This is a genomic window from Mycoplasmopsis citelli, assembly GCF_900660645.1.
Lineage (GTDB): Bacteria > Bacillota_I > Bacilli_A > Mycoplasmatales > Metamycoplasmataceae > Mycoplasmopsis > Mycoplasmopsis citelli.
In genome coordinates, this window is record NZ_LR215036.1 from 947,220 (window position 1) to 967,186 (window position 19,967).

Annotated in this window: 16 protein-coding genes and 1 pseudogene; 2 read left to right on the forward strand and 15 right to left on the reverse strand. The window is 28.8% G+C overall.

Going from position 1 to position 19,967, the window contains the following annotated elements; genetic code table 4:
• Position 1: 1 nt before the first annotated feature.
• Both glpK and glpO read right to left on the reverse strand, forming a co-directional pair.
• Positions 2-1,528: a glycerol kinase GlpK gene (gene glpK / locus EXC58_RS03550; protein WP_129725661.1), complete on the reverse strand. Its 1,527-nt coding sequence runs from the start codon at positions 1,526-1,528 to the stop codon at positions 2-4.
• Between the two features lie 27 nt (positions 1,529-1,555).
• Positions 1,556-2,704: pseudogene (gene glpO, locus EXC58_RS03555) on the reverse strand (type 2 glycerol-3-phosphate oxidase).
• Positions 2,705-2,937: 233 nt separating this feature from the next.
• On the opposite strand from glpO, the gene EXC58_RS03560 reads away from it, so the two are divergent.
• Positions 2,938-3,351 carry a hypothetical protein gene (locus tag EXC58_RS03560; protein WP_129725662.1) on the forward strand — a complete coding sequence of 138 codons (414 nt, stop codon included), beginning with the start codon at positions 2,938-2,940 and terminating at the stop codon, positions 3,349-3,351.
• Between the two features lie 14 nt (positions 3,352-3,365).
• Complete coding sequence (locus EXC58_RS03565) at positions 3,366-4,640, forward strand: hypothetical protein (RefSeq protein ID WP_129725663.1); 1,275 nt, start codon at positions 3,366-3,368, stop codon at positions 4,638-4,640.
• Positions 4,641-4,842: 202 nt separating this feature from the next.
• On the opposite strand, the gene EXC58_RS03570 is transcribed toward EXC58_RS03565, so the two are convergent.
• The 13 genes from EXC58_RS03570 to EXC58_RS03630 all read right to left on the reverse strand — a co-directional run bounded on the left by EXC58_RS03570 (position 4,843) and on the right by EXC58_RS03630 (position 19,960).
• Entirely contained in the window at positions 4,843-5,565 is a 723-nt protein-coding gene (locus EXC58_RS03570; RefSeq protein WP_129725964.1) for a glycerophosphodiester phosphodiesterase family protein, read from the reverse strand.
• On the reverse strand, positions 5,561-7,000 hold the full coding sequence (locus tag EXC58_RS03575) for an MFS transporter (RefSeq protein WP_129725664.1): 1,440 nt from the start codon (positions 6,998-7,000) through the stop codon (positions 5,561-5,563). The genes EXC58_RS03570 and EXC58_RS03575 overlap by 5 nt, the downstream gene beginning before the upstream one ends.
• 486 nt (positions 7,001-7,486) lie before the next feature.
• On the reverse strand, positions 7,487-7,858 hold the full coding sequence (rplL, locus tag EXC58_RS03580) for a 50S ribosomal protein L7/L12 (protein ID WP_129725665.1): 372 nt from the start codon (positions 7,856-7,858) through the stop codon (positions 7,487-7,489).
• A 35-nt stretch (positions 7,859-7,893) separates the two neighbouring features.
• A complete protein-coding gene (rplJ, locus tag EXC58_RS03585; protein WP_129725666.1) occupies positions 7,894-8,391 on the reverse strand; it encodes a 50S ribosomal protein L10 in 498 nt (165 codons plus the stop codon).
• A 161-nt stretch (positions 8,392-8,552) separates the two neighbouring features.
• A complete protein-coding gene (gene glyA / locus EXC58_RS03590) occupies positions 8,553-9,824 on the reverse strand; it encodes a serine hydroxymethyltransferase (RefSeq protein WP_129725667.1) in 1,272 nt (423 codons plus the stop codon).
• A gap of 5 nt (positions 9,825-9,829) precedes the next feature.
• Positions 9,830-11,986 (reverse strand): phenylalanine--tRNA ligase subunit beta, encoded by a 2,157-nt coding sequence (locus tag EXC58_RS03595; RefSeq protein WP_129725668.1) that lies wholly within the window; start codon positions 11,984-11,986, stop codon positions 9,830-9,832.
• 3 nt (positions 11,987-11,989) lie between these two features.
• Positions 11,990-12,652: a uracil-DNA glycosylase gene (locus EXC58_RS03600; protein WP_129725669.1), complete on the reverse strand. Its 663-nt coding sequence runs from the start codon at positions 12,650-12,652 to the stop codon at positions 11,990-11,992.
• Positions 12,642-13,595: a phenylalanine--tRNA ligase subunit alpha gene (pheS, locus tag EXC58_RS03605; RefSeq protein ID WP_129725670.1), complete on the reverse strand. Its 954-nt coding sequence runs from the start codon at positions 13,593-13,595 to the stop codon at positions 12,642-12,644. The genes EXC58_RS03600 and pheS overlap by 11 nt, the downstream gene beginning before the upstream one ends.
• A 152-nt stretch (positions 13,596-13,747) precedes the next feature.
• Positions 13,748-14,779 carry a hypothetical protein gene (locus tag EXC58_RS03610; RefSeq protein WP_129725671.1) on the reverse strand — a complete coding sequence of 344 codons (1,032 nt, stop codon included), beginning with the start codon at positions 14,777-14,779 and terminating at the stop codon, positions 13,748-13,750.
• A 181-nt stretch (positions 14,780-14,960) separates the two neighbouring features.
• Positions 14,961-16,172, reverse strand: a complete 1,212-nt coding sequence (locus tag EXC58_RS03615) for a replication-associated recombination protein A (protein ID WP_129725672.1) — start codon at positions 16,170-16,172, stop codon at positions 14,961-14,963.
• A 76-nt stretch (positions 16,173-16,248) separates the two neighbouring features.
• Positions 16,249-17,316 (reverse strand): hypothetical protein, encoded by a 1,068-nt coding sequence (locus EXC58_RS03620; protein ID WP_129725673.1) that lies wholly within the window; start codon positions 17,314-17,316, stop codon positions 16,249-16,251.
• 6 nt (positions 17,317-17,322) lie between these two features.
• Positions 17,323-18,657, reverse strand: a complete 1,335-nt coding sequence (locus tag EXC58_RS03625; protein WP_129725966.1) for an ATP-binding cassette domain-containing protein — start codon at positions 18,655-18,657, stop codon at positions 17,323-17,325.
• Between the two features lie 70 nt (positions 18,658-18,727).
• Positions 18,728-19,960 (reverse strand): ABC transporter ATP-binding protein, encoded by a 1,233-nt coding sequence (locus tag EXC58_RS03630; protein WP_129725674.1) that lies wholly within the window; start codon positions 19,958-19,960, stop codon positions 18,728-18,730.
• Between the last annotated feature and the right edge of the window lie 7 nt (positions 19,961-19,967).

Genomic DNA, 19,967 nt, shown 5'->3' on the forward strand with positions numbered 1-19,967 from the left:
TTTATTCTCCTTCTACTTCTTTGACTCAATTAAATGTTCGTTTAACTGCAACATCTCATCCATGAGTTAGTTTTTTTACTTCTACTTCTGGTAATTGTGGAGTAAATTCTTTATCTACTTCTAGTGAAGCTTCAATTTCTGAAAGTGAATCTCAGTATTTGGTTGCAAGTCCTGCTAAAAATGTTGCTCCAAGAGCAGTTGTTTCCACATTTTTAGGGCGTACAACTTTTACTGAAGAAATCGAAGATTGGAATTGCATTAAGTAGTTCGAATTACTTGCACCACCATCAACTTTAAGCACTTCAATTTTTTTATTAACATCACTTGACATTGCTTTAATTAAATCATTGCTTTGGAATGCAATTGATTCAAGAGTTGCTTTAATGATGTGTTCTTTTTTAGTTCCTCGTTCAAGTCCAAAGATTGCTCCCCGAGAATATGAATCTCAATATGGAGCTCCAAGTCCAGTAAATGAAGGAACAAGGTATACTTGGTGAGTATTTTCTTTTTGAGCTAAATTAGCATAAAAATCTGATTCAGCAGCATTATAAATTAATCTAAGACCGTCTCTAATTCATTGAATTGCAGCTCCAGCAATAAATACTGATCCTTCAAGAGCATAAACAGGTTTTGCATCCCCTAATTGTCATGCAACGGTAGTAAGTAGTTTATTTTTAGATAAAATTGGAGTTTCTCCAATGTTCATTAAAGTAAAGCATCCAGTCCCATAAGTATTTTTCACCATTCCTTCTTTGGTACACAATTGTCCAAAAAGAGCTGATTGCTGATCTCCTGCAACCCCTGCAATTGGGACTTCTCCAACTGCTTTTAGTGATCAGTGTGCTGGTTCGATAGTTCCATAAACTTCTGAAGATGATTTAACTTCAGGAAGAATTTGGGATGGAATTTCAAATAAATCAAGCAATTCTTGATCTCATGACATGGTGTTAATATTAAAAAGCAATGTTCTTGATGCATTTGAAACATCAGTTGCATGCACTTTTCCACCAGTTAATTTTCAAATAAGTCATGTGTCAATTGTTCCAGCTAATAAATTTCCCTCTTCAAGAACTTTTTGAGCTTGTGGAACATTTTTTAAAATTCAACGAATTTTAGTTCCAGAAAAATAAGGGTTAATAATTAAACCGGTTTTTTCTCTTACTTTTTCAACGTGTTTAGATAAAGTCTCACAATATTCGCTAGTTCTACGGTCTTGCCAAACAATTGCATTATAAACTGGTAATCCGGTTGATTTATCTCATAACACAACAGTTTCACGTTGGTTAGTAATCCCAACTGCTTGTACATCAGTAGATTTAATTCCGGCTTTATGTTTAGCAGCTTGCATTGTTGAAAGTTGAGTGTTTCAAATTTCTAATGCATCATGTTCAACTCAACCACTTTTTGGATAATATTGTGTAAATTCAGATTGAGATGTAGCCACAATTTTTGCATTTTTATCAAAAACGATGGTACGGCATGAAGTTGTTCCCTCATCAAGAGTAATAAGATATTTATTTTTGTGCATATTTTCCTTTTTTGTAAATTATGTAATTTAAAATACATCAATTGAATATTTAGGATTGTAATTTTTTCTAGGTTTTAACTCTAATTCAAGTAGCTTAACAATTTCCTCTGCGATTGCCGGTGCTGACGAAAGTGCTGGTGATTGCATTCCTCCAGCAATAACAAAATGCTTATTTTTCTTCGAGTGACGAATCACAAAATCATTAGTTTCAATATCTATTGGACGAGAACCAGAGATTGTCATCATAGTTCGCTCAAGTTTTAAAGATGGAATAATTTGTTTTCCAATTTCGCCGATGTAATCATATTTTTCTCTAGTGACTAATCTAGTATCTTCCTTAGCAACATCCTCTTCAGCAGTAGGACCTACTAAATATTGACCATCTAAAGTTGGAGCGACAATAATTCCTTTTCCATGAATTGTTGGAACTTTAAACAAAACTGAGGAAATTAAATGCGGATCATAATTATCGATAATACGATACTCTCCTCGACGGGTTTTTTATTTAAAATCATCAAACCCATTTTCACTTGCAATCACATCAGCATAGTGTCCTGCAGCATCGACTACTTTTTTAGCATAAATTGTTTCAGAATCTTTAACTGTAATTTCAAATAAATTATCTTTGTAGACAATTTTGGTTACTTTTGCATTAACTTTTAATGTTGTTCCATTTTGTTTTGCGGCACCAATTAGTGCTTTGGTGGCCTCAACGGGATGAATTGCACTTGAAGAAGTACAAAGAAGTGCACCACAAACATTAGGATTAACATTTGGTTCACGTTTGAGTACTTCTTCTTTGGTTAAAATTGCTAAATCTTTAGGATCTAGATGATTTTCAATTCCACGTTCATAAAGCATTTTGACATGTTCCATTTCAGTTTCATTGTCAAAAGCTAAAACCATTGAATCGATTTTAACTCTTGGAAAAGTTAAATCTTTAAATCATTTATTATGTCATTTTTGATTTCCTAAAAGGTTTAATTTAGCTTCGATTTTATGTGGTTCAGGGTCAAAACCCCCGTGAATTAGTCCTGAATTTCCAATTGAAGTTTCATTAGCAACTTTAGGATTTTTTTCTAAAATAATCACATCTAAATCATATTGAGCTAATTCATACGCAATTGAACCACCAATAATCCCTGCACCAATTATGGCAACATCATATTTTTTCATTGTTCCTCCTATTAACTACTCTCTCAACTTAATTATAAGAAGAATATTTTTAAGAATTCACAAATATAAGTAAAAATTTTGTATTAAAAAAATGCACAAAATTGTTTTAGTACTAAAAAAGTGGGGATAAATCAAAAAGGATTTTGTGGAAACATTTACATAAAAAATATAAATAATTGAAATTTTTTTTAATTTTTCGAGAAAAAACTTATTACTTAGATGTGGAGGAAATTATGGAAAATAAAATTTTTAATATATTTAAAATAAACAAACAACATACTAAGAAGATTAAATACTTACTAACTCTTTTTGAAATTGATGATCGCATTTTCTTTGTTGAGTTAGTTGATGATCTTTCAAAAATTGACCAAGATAGTGTTGAAGATGCAATTAAAATCTTTACCAAAACTCAAACTAGTGATTTTTATTGTAATTTAAACGCAATTTACATGTGCTTAACTTCAGAATTTGAACAATTTGCAAGCAATGTGACAAATGAATTTATAAATGGAAAAATTGATGATTTGTTCAGATTAAAAGTTTTAAGTACAATCAATGAAAATATTGCCCAAAACAATGATCGGGTTAATTTAATTTACTTAAGTAATAATATAAATGATCAAAAGCATAATGTAAATAATTCCTAAAATAGGATATAATTTTGCTTATTAACTCACAACAGAATTTATATATTACCCAACGAGAAAATGAGCACTTTCTTTTCTCACGAAAAACTTTGTATTCGAGCATCGCAAGTGGTCTTGCACTCTTTATTAGTCTCATAACATTGGTTATGTATGCTTCATTAGATAAAGTTGATGTGCAAACTAGAAATATTTTCTTAATAATTTCAGTAGTAGCACTCATTACTTCATTTATTGTACTTTGAAGAGATGCGTATTTTTACATTAGAAACATTAATTTAAAAAATATTCACTTAAAAGTTCGAAGTAAATACACATACTACTTGTTGTTTTTACTAGGATTGTTTCCGCCAATATATTATTGTTTTGTTAAAGAAAAAATAATAACAAACTTATCCTTAGTAAAGACAAATCAATTTATTAATTTGAAAGGAGTTTCAAAATATAGTTTTAAAAAACTTTTAAGTTATAAAGAGTTTTTTAAACTTGATATTATCGATATAGCAATAAGTGGATTGCTTTTGGGTCTTTATTTAATTGTTAATGCAACCGCAGGGAGAAGCGGTTTATCATTTGAATTTCTGTTTTATATTGTTATTTCTTATTTTTTAAGATACTTTAAAGCTGCATTAGTTGGTATTTTAGCTGATTTTTTTGGATTATTAATTTCAGGTAGTGTCGCAACTTGACATTGGGTCTATGGAATTGTTCCAATTATTTCCACATTTTTAATGTCAATGTTTTTTGATTTATTTGAAAAAAATAAAAAATTATCAGTAATATTATCAAATGTCTTTTTATGAGTTACTATTGCATCATTATTTGTTATTTTTTGATGACAAACTAGCATCAAGGAAATTAGTGCAATTAAAATATCAAAAACATTTGGTTTTAAAGAAATTTCAATTACAACTTTTGTGATTTTAGGAATTTTAAGTGCGGTAATCGTGGGAATTATGACATTTTTAAGTGTTAAATATCTCCTTTCTAAAAAAGAATCCCTTACTAAAAATAATTTAATTGTAACTCTAATATCATTTGCTTCGGTTGTTTTAATTATTGTTATTTTTAGATGAATTTGAGGACCATTTGCTTTTATCAGATGAAAAACTTGAATATCACCTAAATCTAAATTAACACTGCAAAAAAGCTATGTTATAGTTATGCTTCCAATTATCTTTAGATCAATTATTAGCATTCCAATTTATACTGCAATACTTGCTTCTTTAATGATTCCACTAATTCATTTAAGAAATAAATATATCGAGAAAAAAATTATCGGTAAATATTAAAAAGCATAAATTAAATTTATGCTTTTTAATTGCTTTTTTAGAAATTAAAAACTTATTTAAATTGTTACTTTTGAAATTTTATCTATTGTTATTATTAATTAAATGAAAAGACAGGTATGACGAAATGAACTACGAAATTTAAATATTAAAGGAGGGGGGTTGTAATTAGATTATTTCCTGTTTATTTAAAAATTTAAGGGGTTTATTTTTTATATTTATGATTACTTATTTGTGCAAAAACTTTATCATCTTCTAAGTATTGTTTATATTTTCTCTCAGTATTTAATGTTCAAAGCATAAATGGTAATCCTAAAGTCTTATATTCATCTTTGTGTTTATCATACAAAACGGTTCAAGGGTTTAGATACTTACAAACTTGCTTTATTCTTTTATGAGAAATTTTTTTAAACTCTGTTTTTTTCCACCATAAAAAGGCTAGTTTGTATTTTGGATCTAAAGCATACATTCTTTCAAGGGTAGAGAAATTAAATGATGAATAAACAACTTTATCTAAAATTTGTGGGTAAATATCTTTTAATTTATCAAGCTCTTCTTCAATTCCAGGATAAAGTTTTACGTCAGTTTTTATTTCAACATTAATTAATTTAAACTTATCTAAAAACAATTGAAAAAATTCATCAAGAGTTAATATCCTTTGTTTTTGTACTTCAAACTTAAAAAAGCTTGAATGATCATCTTTTTTTAGTTGTGCTAAAGTTGAGTTTTCGATATTTCTACTAACTAATGCAGTACGATCAGTGGTTTCATCATGAATAATGACTAAATGCTTATCTTTAGTCATGTGAACATCCAGTTCAACTCCATCAAAACCATATTCATAAGCTAGCATAAAAGCTAATTTAGTGTTTTCAGGAGCAATTCCTGAATAGCCACGATGAGCTAAGAGTAATTGTTTTTTTCTAATCATTTTGTAATTCCCTTCAACGATAATCAGTTTTACCTAATCTTTTAAGTTCAGCTCTATTTGATAAAAATACTATCAATCCAGCTATCAAGCCAATAAAAGCAAAAGCAATTGCAATTAAAATAATTAATTGATATCCAAAAGCAGAAGTATTTGTTGCTCCAACTGGAGTGTAAATTCCTCCCACATAACCAGCAAGTTCATAAAATCAAGCATCTGGTGAAAAGGCAATAAAACTAATTAATCCTATTGATGAAGCATAAGCTTTTTTCTCAATGTGAACTTCGGAAATTTGAGTAAATCTGAGTGTTACTATTGTTCAAGTTACAATACCACCTAAAATAAAACAAATTGAAAGTATTATTAAGAAAAATACTTTTAGTGCTGAATTTTGTGCAAAGTTGGTTCCAAACGAAGGCAAAATAGTAAAGACAACTAAACAGGCCATTCCAGCCATTAAAGCAAAAACAAGTAATAAAACATATGATTTAAACTTATCTGCAAAGCGACCTACATATCCTGAAACAAGCATTCTAAGACCATAGGTTCTTAGTCCAGCTAAAATCGAAACTAAAATAACAGGGGCTATATAAACATTTTCCATCATATTAATAATGTAATATCCAAGAACTGATTGAAAAATATAAGCACCCATTACAAAAATAGACATTGCTCATAATTTTCAATTTTTCATAGCTTTAAAAATACTAATTAGATTAGTTTTTAACTTATGCATCAAGTTAGAAACGGTAATTTTTTCTTCAGATTTTGTATATTTTTCTTTTACAAAGAACAGCACCATAAAACTTGTAGCAACTAAGAAAGCTGAAAGTAAAAATGAATATACAGCAAAAGGAGTTTTATCTGATTTGCTAGTAGCTGGAATTCAAACATAAGTTACTATAACTCCAATTACATAAACAAAAAATAAACCTAAAAATCCATTGGCTGTACCTTGAATTCCATAAGCAAAAGCTTGATTTTCTTTTGTTGCTTGTTGAGAAACAAGTTTTCAAAGTGGAGTTCAGAAAATTAGTGTTGAACTAATTCCTCAAAGACCTCAAATAGCCTTATAAGTATTAACTAGAGAATCTTTATCAAAACTTTGTTGATTTAAAACGGTAATCCCAAACCAAAAACCAATTAAACCAGTTGATAAAACGGCTAAAAAAAGTAATCAACGAGAGGGAAATTTATTTGCTAAAAATCCACCTGGAAGTTGAGTAGCTAAGGTTACCCAACCAATAACTGCAGTTATTTTAGCTACATCATCTTCACGCACACCTAAATAAAGATGCAAATTGGGTACAATGTTTTTGATATAATAAGGCGCAGCAATAACAAAAACATCTGCAGCAGCTAAAATAATTAACGCAAAAATTTGATTAGTAGTAAAACCTTTAGATGTTAATTTAGAGGTTAGCTTTTTTAACATTAACATTCCTTTCTAAAAAACTATTTTAGTTTAGATTCTATTTAATTTGAAAGATATTTAATAGAATCTCTAGGATTGTAATTTTTTAGATTTTAATTTAACTAACTTCTATTTTTATAAGCAACATCAGCCAACGAAAAAGTATAGGGTCTAATTCTTATTGATGTTGCAAAATGATTTTTTACCAATTTAATCGGAATAATCATAAGAAAAGAAATTAATTTTTATTATTTTTCCTAAAACCACTCTCCTAATTTTAGGATAATAAAAATAATTTGATTAGGTATTAAATTTTTAGAAAAAATGAATTTTAAAAATGTTTAAAAACTTTTAATTCCTAAAAAAGAGCAAATAATTTAGAATTAATTTGTGGAAATGTTTCTATAATTAAAGGCAAAATTTGCAATTTTTTATAAAAAATATACTTAATAAAGCAACAAAAAAACATCATTTTAAAATGATGTTTTAACTATAATTTATAAAAAATTATTCAACTGAAACTTCAGCACCAGCTTCAACAAGAGCAGCTTTAATTTGTTCTGCTTCTTCTGGTTTAATGTTTTCTTTAACTACTGCTGGAAGATTATCAACAAGTTTTTTAGCTTCCATAAGTGAGTTTCCAAGTAATTCTTTAACAGCTTTAATGATTTGTACTTTTTTACCATTATCAGCTTTAATTACAACTTTAACGTTTGATTTAACTTCTTCTCCACCTTCTGCCGGAGCTGCAGCAACAGCAACAGCTGCTGAAGGGTCAATTCCAAACTCTTCTTTCATTGCATCAACAAGTTCCATAACTTCTTTAATTGACATTTCTTTAAGAGATTCGATAAATGTTTCTTTTGTTAATTTAGCCATAATTATACCTTTCTATGCTATATTTTATTTTTTAATTATTCTGATTTTCCTTCACTTACTAATTTAAGTGATAATGAGATTTGTTGTAATGGTGCCATAAGTGAACGTGCAAGAATTCCAAGTGCTTCTTCGTATGTTGGAAGAGATGCAACTTGTTTAACACCACTAGCATCAATAACTTGACCTTCGTATGTTCCTGCTTTAATAACCATTAGTTTGTGAGTTTTAGCAAATTTAACAAGTAATTTTGCAGCAGACATATCATCTTGTTTTGAGAACGCAAAAATGTTTGGTCCAACTAAATGATCTGCAAGGTTTTCAAAACCGGTTTTTGCGGCAGCAATTTTAAAAAGTCTATTTTTGTAAACTTTAATTTCTACACCAATTTTTTTGGCTTCAACTCTAAGTTCTTTTAGTTCTGCCACTGAAAGACCACGATATTCCGCAAAAGCAATTGCTTTTGCTTGTTGAACTTTATCTGCAATTTCATTAACTGTGTTTCTTTTTGCTATTTTGAAATTTGATTCAGACACTGTTTATGCCTCCTTTCAAAAATATTGCAATACAAACTAACTAAGAGATACACTCGGCAACATGATTAAGCTTTTAAGCCGTTGCTGTCTTTATGTATTGCTTTTTTATTTTATCAAATAAAAGTATTTTCAATACAAAAAAGACAAAGATTTTTTTGTCTTTAATTTAAATAACTTTTTTTAATCGGGAACTCTTTAGTTCATAACTTAATTTGTTTTTGAATTTTTTCTTTTTCATCCTTACTTTGTGCAGATTTAGAATTAAAAAACTCGTAATTTTTTAAAATTTTGTCAATTAAATGAGCTAGTTCTTTTCATTTTGTAAATCCCCGGCTGGTCATTGCAGCACTTCCTAAACGAATTCCACTAGTTACCATTGGCGACAAAGTATCAAAAGGAATTGAATTTTTATTAATAGTAATGTTAAATTTTTCTAAAATTGTTTCAGCTTGTTTACCGGTAATTTTATAAGTATCATAAACATTAATTAAAAATAAATGATTATCAGTTCCGCCAGAAATGATTTTAGCTCCAAGTTTTTTAAATGCTGAAGCAAAGCTTTTTGAATTTTTAACAACATCTTTTGCATATTGTTTAAATTGTGGTTGTAAGGCTTCATAAAAAGCAACCGCTTTTCCTGCAATAGCATGAAATAAAGGTCCACCTTGATATCCAGGAAAAACTCAACGATCAACTTTTTTAGCAATTTGCTCATCATCAGTCATAATTACTCCCCCGCGTCCTCCACGAAGAGTTTTGTGGGTAGTTGAAGTAATTATGTGAGCATATCCAACAGGAGAAGGATGCACTCCCCCAGCAATTAAACCAGCAATATGAGCTATATCAGCTAATAATTTAGCTCCACATTTATCAGCAATTTCTCGAAAGCGTTTAAAATCAATAATTCTTGGATAAGCTGAATATCCACAAATGATAAGATCAGGTTTTTCTCTAAGAGCAATTTCTTCAATTTGATCATAATCTAAATATCCATCTTCTCCAACATCGTAAGTAATTGAATTATAAAAAATTCCACTAAAAGAAATTTTATATCCGTGAGTTAAATGTCCTCCTGATGAGAGACTAAGCCCCATTACTTTTCCTTTTTCTGGAACCACTGAAGCTATTGCTGCTGCATTAGCTACTGATCCAGAATACGATTGAACATTAGCGTATTTGACTTTAAAAATTTTCTTTAAGCGTTCAATAGCTGCACTTTCGACAACATCAACATTTTCACAGCTTCCATAATACCTTTTTCCAGGGTATCCTTCACCGTATTTATTAGTCAGTACGCTTCCTTGAGCTTTAAGAACCTGTTCAGAGACATAATTTTCTGATGCAATAAGTTCAATATGAGATCTTTGGCGCTTAAATTCAGCATTAATGGCGTTTTGAACGACTTTATCTTCTATAGCAATTTTTTTGTACATATAACCTACTTATTAAAATGATTATCAATTTTTTGAATTTCACTTGTTTGTCCAACAATTCTTAAAGTTACAAAACGAGTTTTAGTCGCTTCTTTATAAAAATCATCAATTTGATTAATTTCAAAAACTTCACCAAGATTGCTAATTGCTTCAATTTTAGCAGAAATATGTTCATTAAGTTGTAATTCAAAAGTTAAATCAATACTTTTATATGGTTCTAAATTAACAGAAGTAAATTTAGCTAAATTATCATTAAAAGTATCTAAAAATTCTGCATATAAAGCATTTGTGTTATCAAATTGAGGGTGTAATTTTCCGATTCATCCAATCATTTTATTTTGATGCATAATTTTAGCACTAGTATTATAATGGATTAAATTATTATCCTTAAAAGGAATTAATTTCACCTCGTAAGGAATAAAATCAAGTACATCATTAGCAAATTCTTTAAAATTTTTAGTAGTGCTAGACATTCCGATGACATAAACATTATCATTAATCATTCCTTTTTCAAAAATGTTAATGTTATTTAATTTACGTTTTTGATTATATTCAACTATCTCATTTAAAGAGCTAATAATTGAATTACGAATAACTTCTCTTTCTTTGGAAACAAAGGTTATTAAATTGATATTTTGCTCAAAATTAAAAGGATTAAATTTTGCTTTTTCCTGCGAAACTAGTGTGAATGTTCTAACTTCATCATATCCTTTAAAAGCTAGTAAATTTTTAGTAATGTTTCTTTTTTGAGTTTTTATTGGAGTATTTTTAAATTGAGCATCCTGAAAATTATCATACGAATAAAAACGAAATAATTCCTCAATAATATCAGCGAAAATAGTTACATCATATCGATAATTTGGTACTTTAATTAGTGAATTTGAAAATTCAAATCCTAATTTTTGTAATTTTTCTTTGGCTGAATTAAAAACTGACAAATCTTCCATCCCTGAATAAAGTTTTAGCATTTTTTCATCATTTAGAATTTCTAATTTATTAAGTTTTGGAATTTCGTTAACAATATTTGAATATTTTAAACCATTTGCTTGTTGTTGAAGATATTGCATTCCTCTAAGAGCAATTTCTTTGCTAATTTTTCGAGATCCTTGATTAGCAGAATTTGAAAGAATTTTAATTTCTTTTGACCCATGACGCACAAGTTTTGGATCAAAAACTCCAATTTCAAAAACAAATTCTTCATCACTTTCAGTAACTTTATACTCTTCAAGACCCATTACACAAGCAAAGGAAACTGGTTTTTTATTATCAAAAATAGTTAATACATTTTCAACTTTAACTTCTTTATTCCCTAAAATTTTACTTGTTCCACTATATAATTGAGCACTTAAATTTCTTGAAAGTTTATTTTTTGGATATACATGTGCAGGAACTCCACTTTCAATTAAACACAAATTGGTTAAATTAATAGCTCAATTAAATTGAGAATCAATTCCGTGCTTTGCAAGGAGCATTTTTTCTTGTAATGAAGTTTCTTTTTTACCAAGAACTTCTAAAAACATTAACTCTTCAGCATCTTTTTTATTAACTTGAATTTTTGAAATAAATGATGGCTTAATCATTTGATTATTTAAAGCTAATTTGGTATTGTAAAAAGCAGCTAGTTCCATTGCAATAGTCATATAAGAATTAGCATCATTCCGATTAGCCGTAGGACTAATTTCGAGCAAATAATCATCTAAATTTAATTTTTCAATCGGATCATCTTCAAGGGATGCAAAATTACTTGGAAGGACTAAAACCTGATCTTTAGGGCTTAAAAGCGAATAATCATAGCCAATTTCACTTCAAGAAGCAAACATTCCTTCTGAAATAACTCCTTGGAGTTTTTTTGATCCAAAAACTTGTTTCCCTTTAGAGGAACCCTCAACAAAACAAATAGTTAAATCTCCAGGTTTTAAAATTTTATTTGCTGTTTGAATTGTTATTACTTTATCTGATAGTTGGGCTTTTACAACATCTAAATTGCTTGCATTAGGATTATCAAAAACTTCTAAAACTTTAGCGAATCTTAAACCTTTTACATCTGAAAATGGTTTAATATATTCAACTTCAAATCCTAATTCATTTAGGTGTTTTTCAATTTCCAAAGTTAATTTATACTCTGGCAAATAGGTATTTAAATGTTTTAAGGATAAAATCATATTTTAGTTTGCCTCCTTTAATTCTCAATTAATTTCTTCAGAACCATTATCTTTTAAAATTTTGTTTGCTTGAGTGAAAATAAAAGAACCCAAAAAACCTTTATTAGCTGAAAAACGACTTGGATGGGAACTTTTAATAACATATTTAGGAGAAGGAGATAATTTTTCAACAAACTCTTGAGCATATTTTCCAAGTGCAATAAAAATAACATTTTCATTTTGCTTAATAATTTCTTCACAAACAACTTGAGTAAAATTTTCTCAACCAATATCCTTATGTTCAAGTGGTTTGTTAATTACTGTTGATAAATGAACATTAAGTAATAATACTCCTTGTTTTGCTCAAGGGGTTAAATCATTACTTTTTAACTTAATGTTAGAAAATTCTAAAGTTAATTCTTTAAAAATATTTTTTAAACTCACAGGAGTTTTTTTGCTTCGTGTTGAAAAAGCTAATCCATCTGCAACTCCTTCAGTCGGATATGGATCTTGTCCTAAAAGAACAATTTTTGTTTCATGTACTTGAAAAAATTCAAAAGCACGAAATAAATCGACTTGATGAGGCACAATTTCAAAAGTACTGTAATTCCTAAGCCCCTCAATAATATTGTTAAAATATGCTTTTTTACCTTCACTTTGAAGAATTTTTAAAAAACTATCTTTCATCTTTAAATTGCTCCATAATTCTTAAATCATTTTTATACAAATCTCTAATGTCGCTAAATCCGTATTTAATCATTGTAATACGCTCAACTCCAATTCCAGCGGCAAATCCATTAAATTGCGGATTAAAACCAGCCATTTTTAAAACATTAGGGTGAAGCATTCCAGCTCCTAAAATTTCAATTCATCTATTTTTGTAAAATACATCAACTTCCACACTTGGTTCAGTAAACGGAAAATATGAAGGTCTTAAACGAATTTTAACTTGCTCTTCTAAAACGTAAGACAATAAATCTTTAAGCGTTCAAATTAGATTTGGAAAACTCACTTGTCCTACACTTACAAAATCAATCTGAGTAAATTGATGCGAATGAGTTGCATCGTCTTCATCATGTCGATAAACTTTTCCGATTGCAAAAGTTGAAACTTCTTTGTTAGCATTTTGTTCTAAAACAGTAGCAGTAACTCCAGTATTATGTGTCCGAAGCAAAGTGGTTGCATTCAAATATAACGAATCATGCATAGCTCGAGCAGGATGATCTTGCGGAATATTTAAACGCTCAAAATTATATAAATCAGAAACAATTTCACCAGCTTCTTGTTCATAATACCCATGTGAATAAAATCAATCTCGTAATTTATTCTCAATAATGGTAATTGGATTGAGCGAACCTCTTCTTTTTAAGGGAATGGTCACATCAACAAATTCGCTATTAAGTTTATTGTCAATTTCAATTTGTTTAATTTTAGCTTCTGCCAAAGCAAAAAACTCTTCATATTGTTTTTTTAAAACATTAATTTCTTGTCCTAAAGTTCTTTTTTGTTCCACTGGAGCTTGCTTTAGTTTTTGTTGTAGTTCAACTAAAGGTCCTTGAGATCCATAAAAAGAATTTTTAGCTTTTTTTAAATCTTCTAAAGTATTAATATTTTCAAGATTTATTTTCATTTATTGCTCCTTAATTTGAGACTTTTAGCAATTCTTTTTGATTATTAAGTAGTCGTTTTTATTAGTAAATAATCAATATTTCTATTATAGCTTTTTTAGATAAAAATGTGCTTAATAAAAAAGAAAAACATAGCTAAAAGCTATGTGTTTGACTACTTGTTATCCATTTTCTCTTCAAGTAAAATATTATTTTGAAATATTAAATATGATTGAGTAAAAGCAAAAGCATGAGGTGCTAAATTAAACTTATATGGATATCTTGAAAATTGAGTTGCAAAAAATCTTTTAGTTAGCTCTTCGCTTGGATTTCCTTTTGAGTTTAAAATTTGTTGTCCTTGTAATAATAAATTAATGTGAGAATTAAAAATGTGGTGTTTAAGTAAATAATCAATAGTTAAAAATAACCCTGTAACTGCATAAACAAAATCTGAATATTTTTCAACATCTTTAGTATCTTTAATCAGCTTAAGTTCATACATTAATTCACCTTTATTTGAAGTTCTTTGCACAAATAAGCTTTTTAATAGTTGTTTTCTTATATTTAAAAGAGTTTTTTTAGCATTTTTTTGTTTTGCAGTTAACTTTTTTTCAAGTTCTTCTTCAGCTTTTTCATCCTTAAAAATGTAAGTATATGGAATTTTATGTTTAGATGATTCAGTTATTTCAACTTTTTCTCCATCATTATATTGAATAGTAATGTCTATAGGAACATATAAAAGAACTGCTAAATTATCCTTTGTACCTTTATAAGGTACATCTTCTGTTGATTTAATATAAAATTTGGATAAAAGTTTAAGCATATTTAAGTCTTTAATTGTTTCATTAAAATTAGTTGAAACTTTTTGCATTTCTTTGACAAAATCTGCTTTTTTAATGTCAGTATCTCATGCTGTTCTTGGAAATTTGTAAGTGAATTCTTGAATTTGGTAAACTGGAAAAGGAACTTCTTTTGTTTCTTCCAAATTTTGATCAATATATTGATCGGTTTCTTGAGAATTATCTTCTGAATTTAAAATTTCAGTTTCTTTTTGAATGTTTGAGTTATTTTTTTCGACTTTTTCTTGCTCATTTTTTGATGGATTTTGTCCTTTTGTATCTTCATTAGCAATACAAGAAGCCGAAATAGTTGATATAGTAATTGGTGCTGATAAAATAAATAAAAATTTTAAAATTTTGTTTTTCATTTGAAATAATATTCCCTTCAATTAAATTTTAATTAGCTTTATTAAAGCTAAAAGTTTATGTTTGTATATAAACTAAAATTTATCGAAGAGTATACCAAGGACCTTGAGGTCCATAAAGATAATTTGTGATTTTTTCTAAATCCTCTAAGGGGTTAATATTTTGAAAAATATCTTTCATTTATTACTCCTTATTTTTTAAATTGGTTCAATATTTTAAAATAGCTTGTTCTTTATCGTTATTTCCAGGTTCATAAAACCTTTCATTAATTAGTTCTTTGGGTAAATACTGTTGTTTTACCCAATTATTTAAATAATTGTGTGGATATTTATATCCCACACCATCACCAAGTTTGCTTGCTGATGCATAATGAGCATCTTTAAGATGTTTTGGAATTGAATAAATATGACCTGAATTAATCATATTTAAAGCTTTATCGCGAGCTTTAACAACTGAATTAGATTTTGGTGCTAAGGCCAATTCTATTAGTGCATAAGTAATTGGTAGCAATCCTTCTGGAACTCCTAAACGCTCGTAAGCTTCAATAGCGTGATGAACTTTAATAGCTGTTGTAGGAGATGCAAGACCTATATCTTCATAAGCAACTGCGAGCATGCGCCGAAACAATCCATCAAAATCTCCGCTAGTAGCAATAAGCATTCCATAATAAACTGATGCATCTACATCACTTCCTCTTAAGGATTTATGCAATGCTGATAAATTATTATAATGTCCACTTCCTTTTGCGTCAGAATAAAATTGTACATTAGGAACAATTATTCTAAGATCTTCTTGGGTAACCTGTGAAGAATCGCTTTTTAAAAGTGCCAGAACTTGCAAATTATTTAACGCAATTCGATAATCTCCGCTTGACATAAACGCAAGTTTATTTAATAAATCATCAGATATATTGAGATTTTGAAAATGTTTGTTAATATTAAGTTTTAAACCTTTAACAATATCTTCGTTTGTTAGTTTATGAAGTTCTAAAATTTGCATTCTACTTCTTAAAGCTGGATTAACTTTAAAATATGGATTTTCAGTAGTAGTTGCATAAACAATCACTTTATCAAATTCTAAATACGGAAGCAAAATATCTTGCTTATCCTTATTTAGACGATGAATTTCATCAACAATAATAATTTCGCAACTTTCTAAAAGATTAATTAAATCTTTTTTTGAATCTGTAGCTGCGTTAAAGTATCCATATGTCTTTTTTAGTTCTTTAGCTAATGCTGTTGCTAGTGAGCTTTTTCCAATTCCGCTTTCACCAAAAAGCAAAAAACTAGTTGTTAGATTTTTATTAACAACTTCTGAAAAAAGCTTTTTAATATGTTCTTGTCCAACTACCTCTTTTATGGTGTTTGGACGTAATTTATTAGCTAAATTTTTCATATTTTATTTTCGTTAGTATTATATAAAAAAATGATTTCAAAAACATTAAAACATAGCTTTTTGCTATGTTTATTTTTTATGAATTTTTGTTTTCAAAATTAACTAAAGCGGCGTTTTTTTGAACTAAATATAAGTATGTAAAGGCAAAAGCATATCCACCTAAATTATCTGATGCAGGATAAGCTTTAAATTGAGTTGCAAAAAATCTTTCAGTTAATTCATTACTTGGGTTTCCACTTTCATCTAAAATTTGTACTCCCCTTAAAAGTTGATTAATGTGAGAGTCAAAAATATGATTTTTAAGTAAATAATCTATAGTTAAAATAAGTGCCGAAACTGAATATAAAAGAGTTTGATATTTTGCTGGCGTAGCTTTATTAAGAAGTTTTAAATCATAGTGAGCTGGTTGTCCAAAAGTTGCCGGAAATTTCATAAATAAATTTTTGATAGTCTGCTCTCTTAGTTCTAAAAGTCCTTTTTTAGCATTTTTTTGAGTAACTGATAGTTTACCATCAAGGTCTTTTTCTGTTTTTTGATCTTTTGGAATTCAATTAAAAGGTACAGAGATTGTATAAGAAGTTAAAGTAGATGGTGGCTTTGGTTTATCTTGATCTTCTTTTTTAACAACAAAACGAGGAACATGCAAGGTTACTGCTAAATTATCAGGTGTACCTTTATAAGAAATATCATTAGTATCTCTAATATAGAAGCTTCTTAAAAGTTTTAATTGTGCTGTATCTTTGATTTTTACTTTATAATCAGCAGATACTTTTTTAAGTTCTCTAACAAAATCTTTTTTTGATTTATTCAAATTTCAAGCTACTCTTGAAAACTTAACAATATCACCATTTTGGTTTTTCTCGGTTGGAAATGGATTAATAGCCAATCCTTCATCTATGACATTTAGATTTATTTCAGTTTCTTCGGATTCTGGTGAAGTTCTTATATCTGTTTGTTGTTTTGAATCTTCGGTTGTTTTATCATTAGTTCCAACAAGTTTATCTTCTTTTTGTTTGCCATTCTGACCAGTATCAGAAGTAGTTAAATTATTGTTTTCAGGAGTTGAAGAGCACTGTCCAGCCACAAATAAAGTGGAAATTAATCCGCTTGAAAGTAATAATAATTTTTTAAATTGGTTTTTCATTATTATTTAATATTTTCCTTTTTTTCAGTTCGCAACTTCTTCAGGAGTTCCTAAAACATAGTGATCATCATTGATTTTAATTCATTCAGGTTGAATTTTATCGGTGTAATTATGCATTGAAGGGTCATATACATATCCAATTAAACTTCCTTTTTCTGAATCAATTGAAGGAACCGCATCTAAAAGAGATTTAGTGTATGGGTGCAATGAATTATTAACAATTTCACTAGTTTTTCCAATTTCTAAAAGAGTTCCCTTATTCATAACTGCAATCCGATCAGAAATATATTCTACCATCCGAAGATCGTGAGCAATAAACAAAATAGTTAAATCAAATTTTTCTTTTAGTTCATTGAAAATATTAACAACTTGGGCTTGAATTGACACATCAAGTGCTGAAATTGGTTCATCAGCTACTAAGAGTTGTGGACGAAGTACCACCGCACGGGAAATTCCAATCCGTTGTTGTTGTCCTCCTGAAAATTCAAGTGGATAACGTCTAAGGACCGATTCATCAAGTCCTACGTTTTTAAGCATTTCTTTAACAAGAATTTTTTTGCATTCTTTTTCAGAAAGTTTCATTTGAGCTTCACGATGTGCTTTGGTACTAATTAAATACTCATGAGCTTGAGGCTCTGAAACTAACATTGGTTCAAACTCTTCATAAAGAGTTTTATAACCTTGTTCTTCATTAATTCCAACTTTAGTATTTAACTTATCAAAAAGCTCTTTAGTAAAAGTTTGCTCTTTTCCTAAATTAGAAATTAATGCAAAAGTTTGTTTTAAAACTTCTTGATCGATATTATACAAGTAAATTTCTTTGGCGTTTTTAGTGTTTTCTAATCCTTCAGAAACAACTGTTTCCACGTTAACATGTGGATTTAAAGAGTTGGCTGGATCTTGGAAAATCATTTGAACTTTGTTAACTAAAAAATTATCAATGGCTTTATATTCTTGGAGTGCTTTACCAAATTTAAATCCACGTTTAAGTTTTTTTGGTAAAGTCATATTTAACATTTGGATTTTTCCGTGTGAATAAGGAATTAAACTTACAAGTGCTTTTCCAGTAGTTGATTTTCCTGATCCAGATTCTCCAACAAGTCCTAAAACTTCACCTTTGTAAATATTAAGTGATAAATCTTTAATAGCTCTAAAGGATTTAGAACCACTTCCATAAGTAATATCAACATTTCTCATTTTAACTAGAATTTCTTCACCATGCTTTGGAGTAAGCATCTCTTCAGTTCCTTTTAAAATTGGTCTGTAAGTATTAGTTTTGAAAATTCCGTATCTAGTTTGAGTATCATAAAAGAATTTTTGTTCTTCTTTACCTGCTTGCATAAGGTTTGCTATTGGTCCAAAAAATAATTTTTCTTTAAATGGGTCTAAAGTAATAAATCTATGTTTCTTTTTATTTCTCATATTTATTTTTACTTTCAGCAAATTCCTTTCATAATTTTTGAATTAAAACAGGTGGTTGATATTCTGGAGCTCTATCATCTAAAAGTGCCGATTTAACTCTGTGAGTTTCAGATACTCAGTAAAATTGTGGTTCTTCAACAAAATCTATATCTAAAGCATAATCATTTCTAACAGCAAAAGCATCTCCAACGATGTTATTAAGTGAAGAAGGAACACTACCTCTAATAGTTGCAAGACGCTCCCCTTTATTAACGTCAGGCATTGAAGCAATTAATCCTCAAGTATAAGGGTGTTGGGGATTTTTTAGAATTTCTCTAGCAGTTCCTTCTTCAATAATTTGACCAGCATACATAATTGAAATGTAATCACTAATTGAAGCAACAACCCCTAAGTCGTGAGTAATAAAGACAATTGAAAGTTTGAGTTCATGTTGAAGTTCTTTAATAACGTCAAGCACAAGTGCTTGAACAGTAGGGTCAAGAGCAGTAGTTGGCTCATCTAAAACTAAAATTTTTGAACCTAAAGCCACAATTGTAGCAATAACTACCCTTTGAATCATTCCTCCTGACATTTCATGAGGATAAAGTTTCATTACTGCTTCAGGATCGTTAATTTTTGTTTTACGTAAGAAATCTACCGCACGATTGTAAGCTTCTTTTTTAGTTTTAACAATTTTGTTAACCAACATCCCTTCCATAATTTGTTTTCCAACTTTCATAGTTGGATTTAAAGTAGACATTGGGTTTTGGAATACTGCTGAAACAACTTTTCCACGGTAACCTGAACGTTCTCAATCTTTAAAGGTGAAATTTTCAACATTATTATTATAAAGCTTAATTTCCCCTGAATCAATGACAGCATTATCTCCAGTAAGTCCATAAAGTAGTGAAGTAAGGACACTTTTCCCTGATCCGGATTCACCAATAATAGCGTGAACTTTTCCTTCGTAAATTTGAATTGATGGCCCACGAAGAACTTTATTTTTTTCCCCAGGGCGAGCAGGGTTAGTAAAACTTAAATAAATATCATTAATTTCAGCTGCAATTGGTAATTTAGTTCCATCATTAAAAGTTTTATATTGAACATCTTTATAAAACTTGTCTCAATCAAAAGCTAATAATTTTTTTCTTCCCTTTGACAACTTGTTTTTTAACGATTCTAATGAAAAAATAGAAGAATTTGAATTTGTGTCTTTGTTTTTTGAAAATAATTTTTTAAGCATTTACATT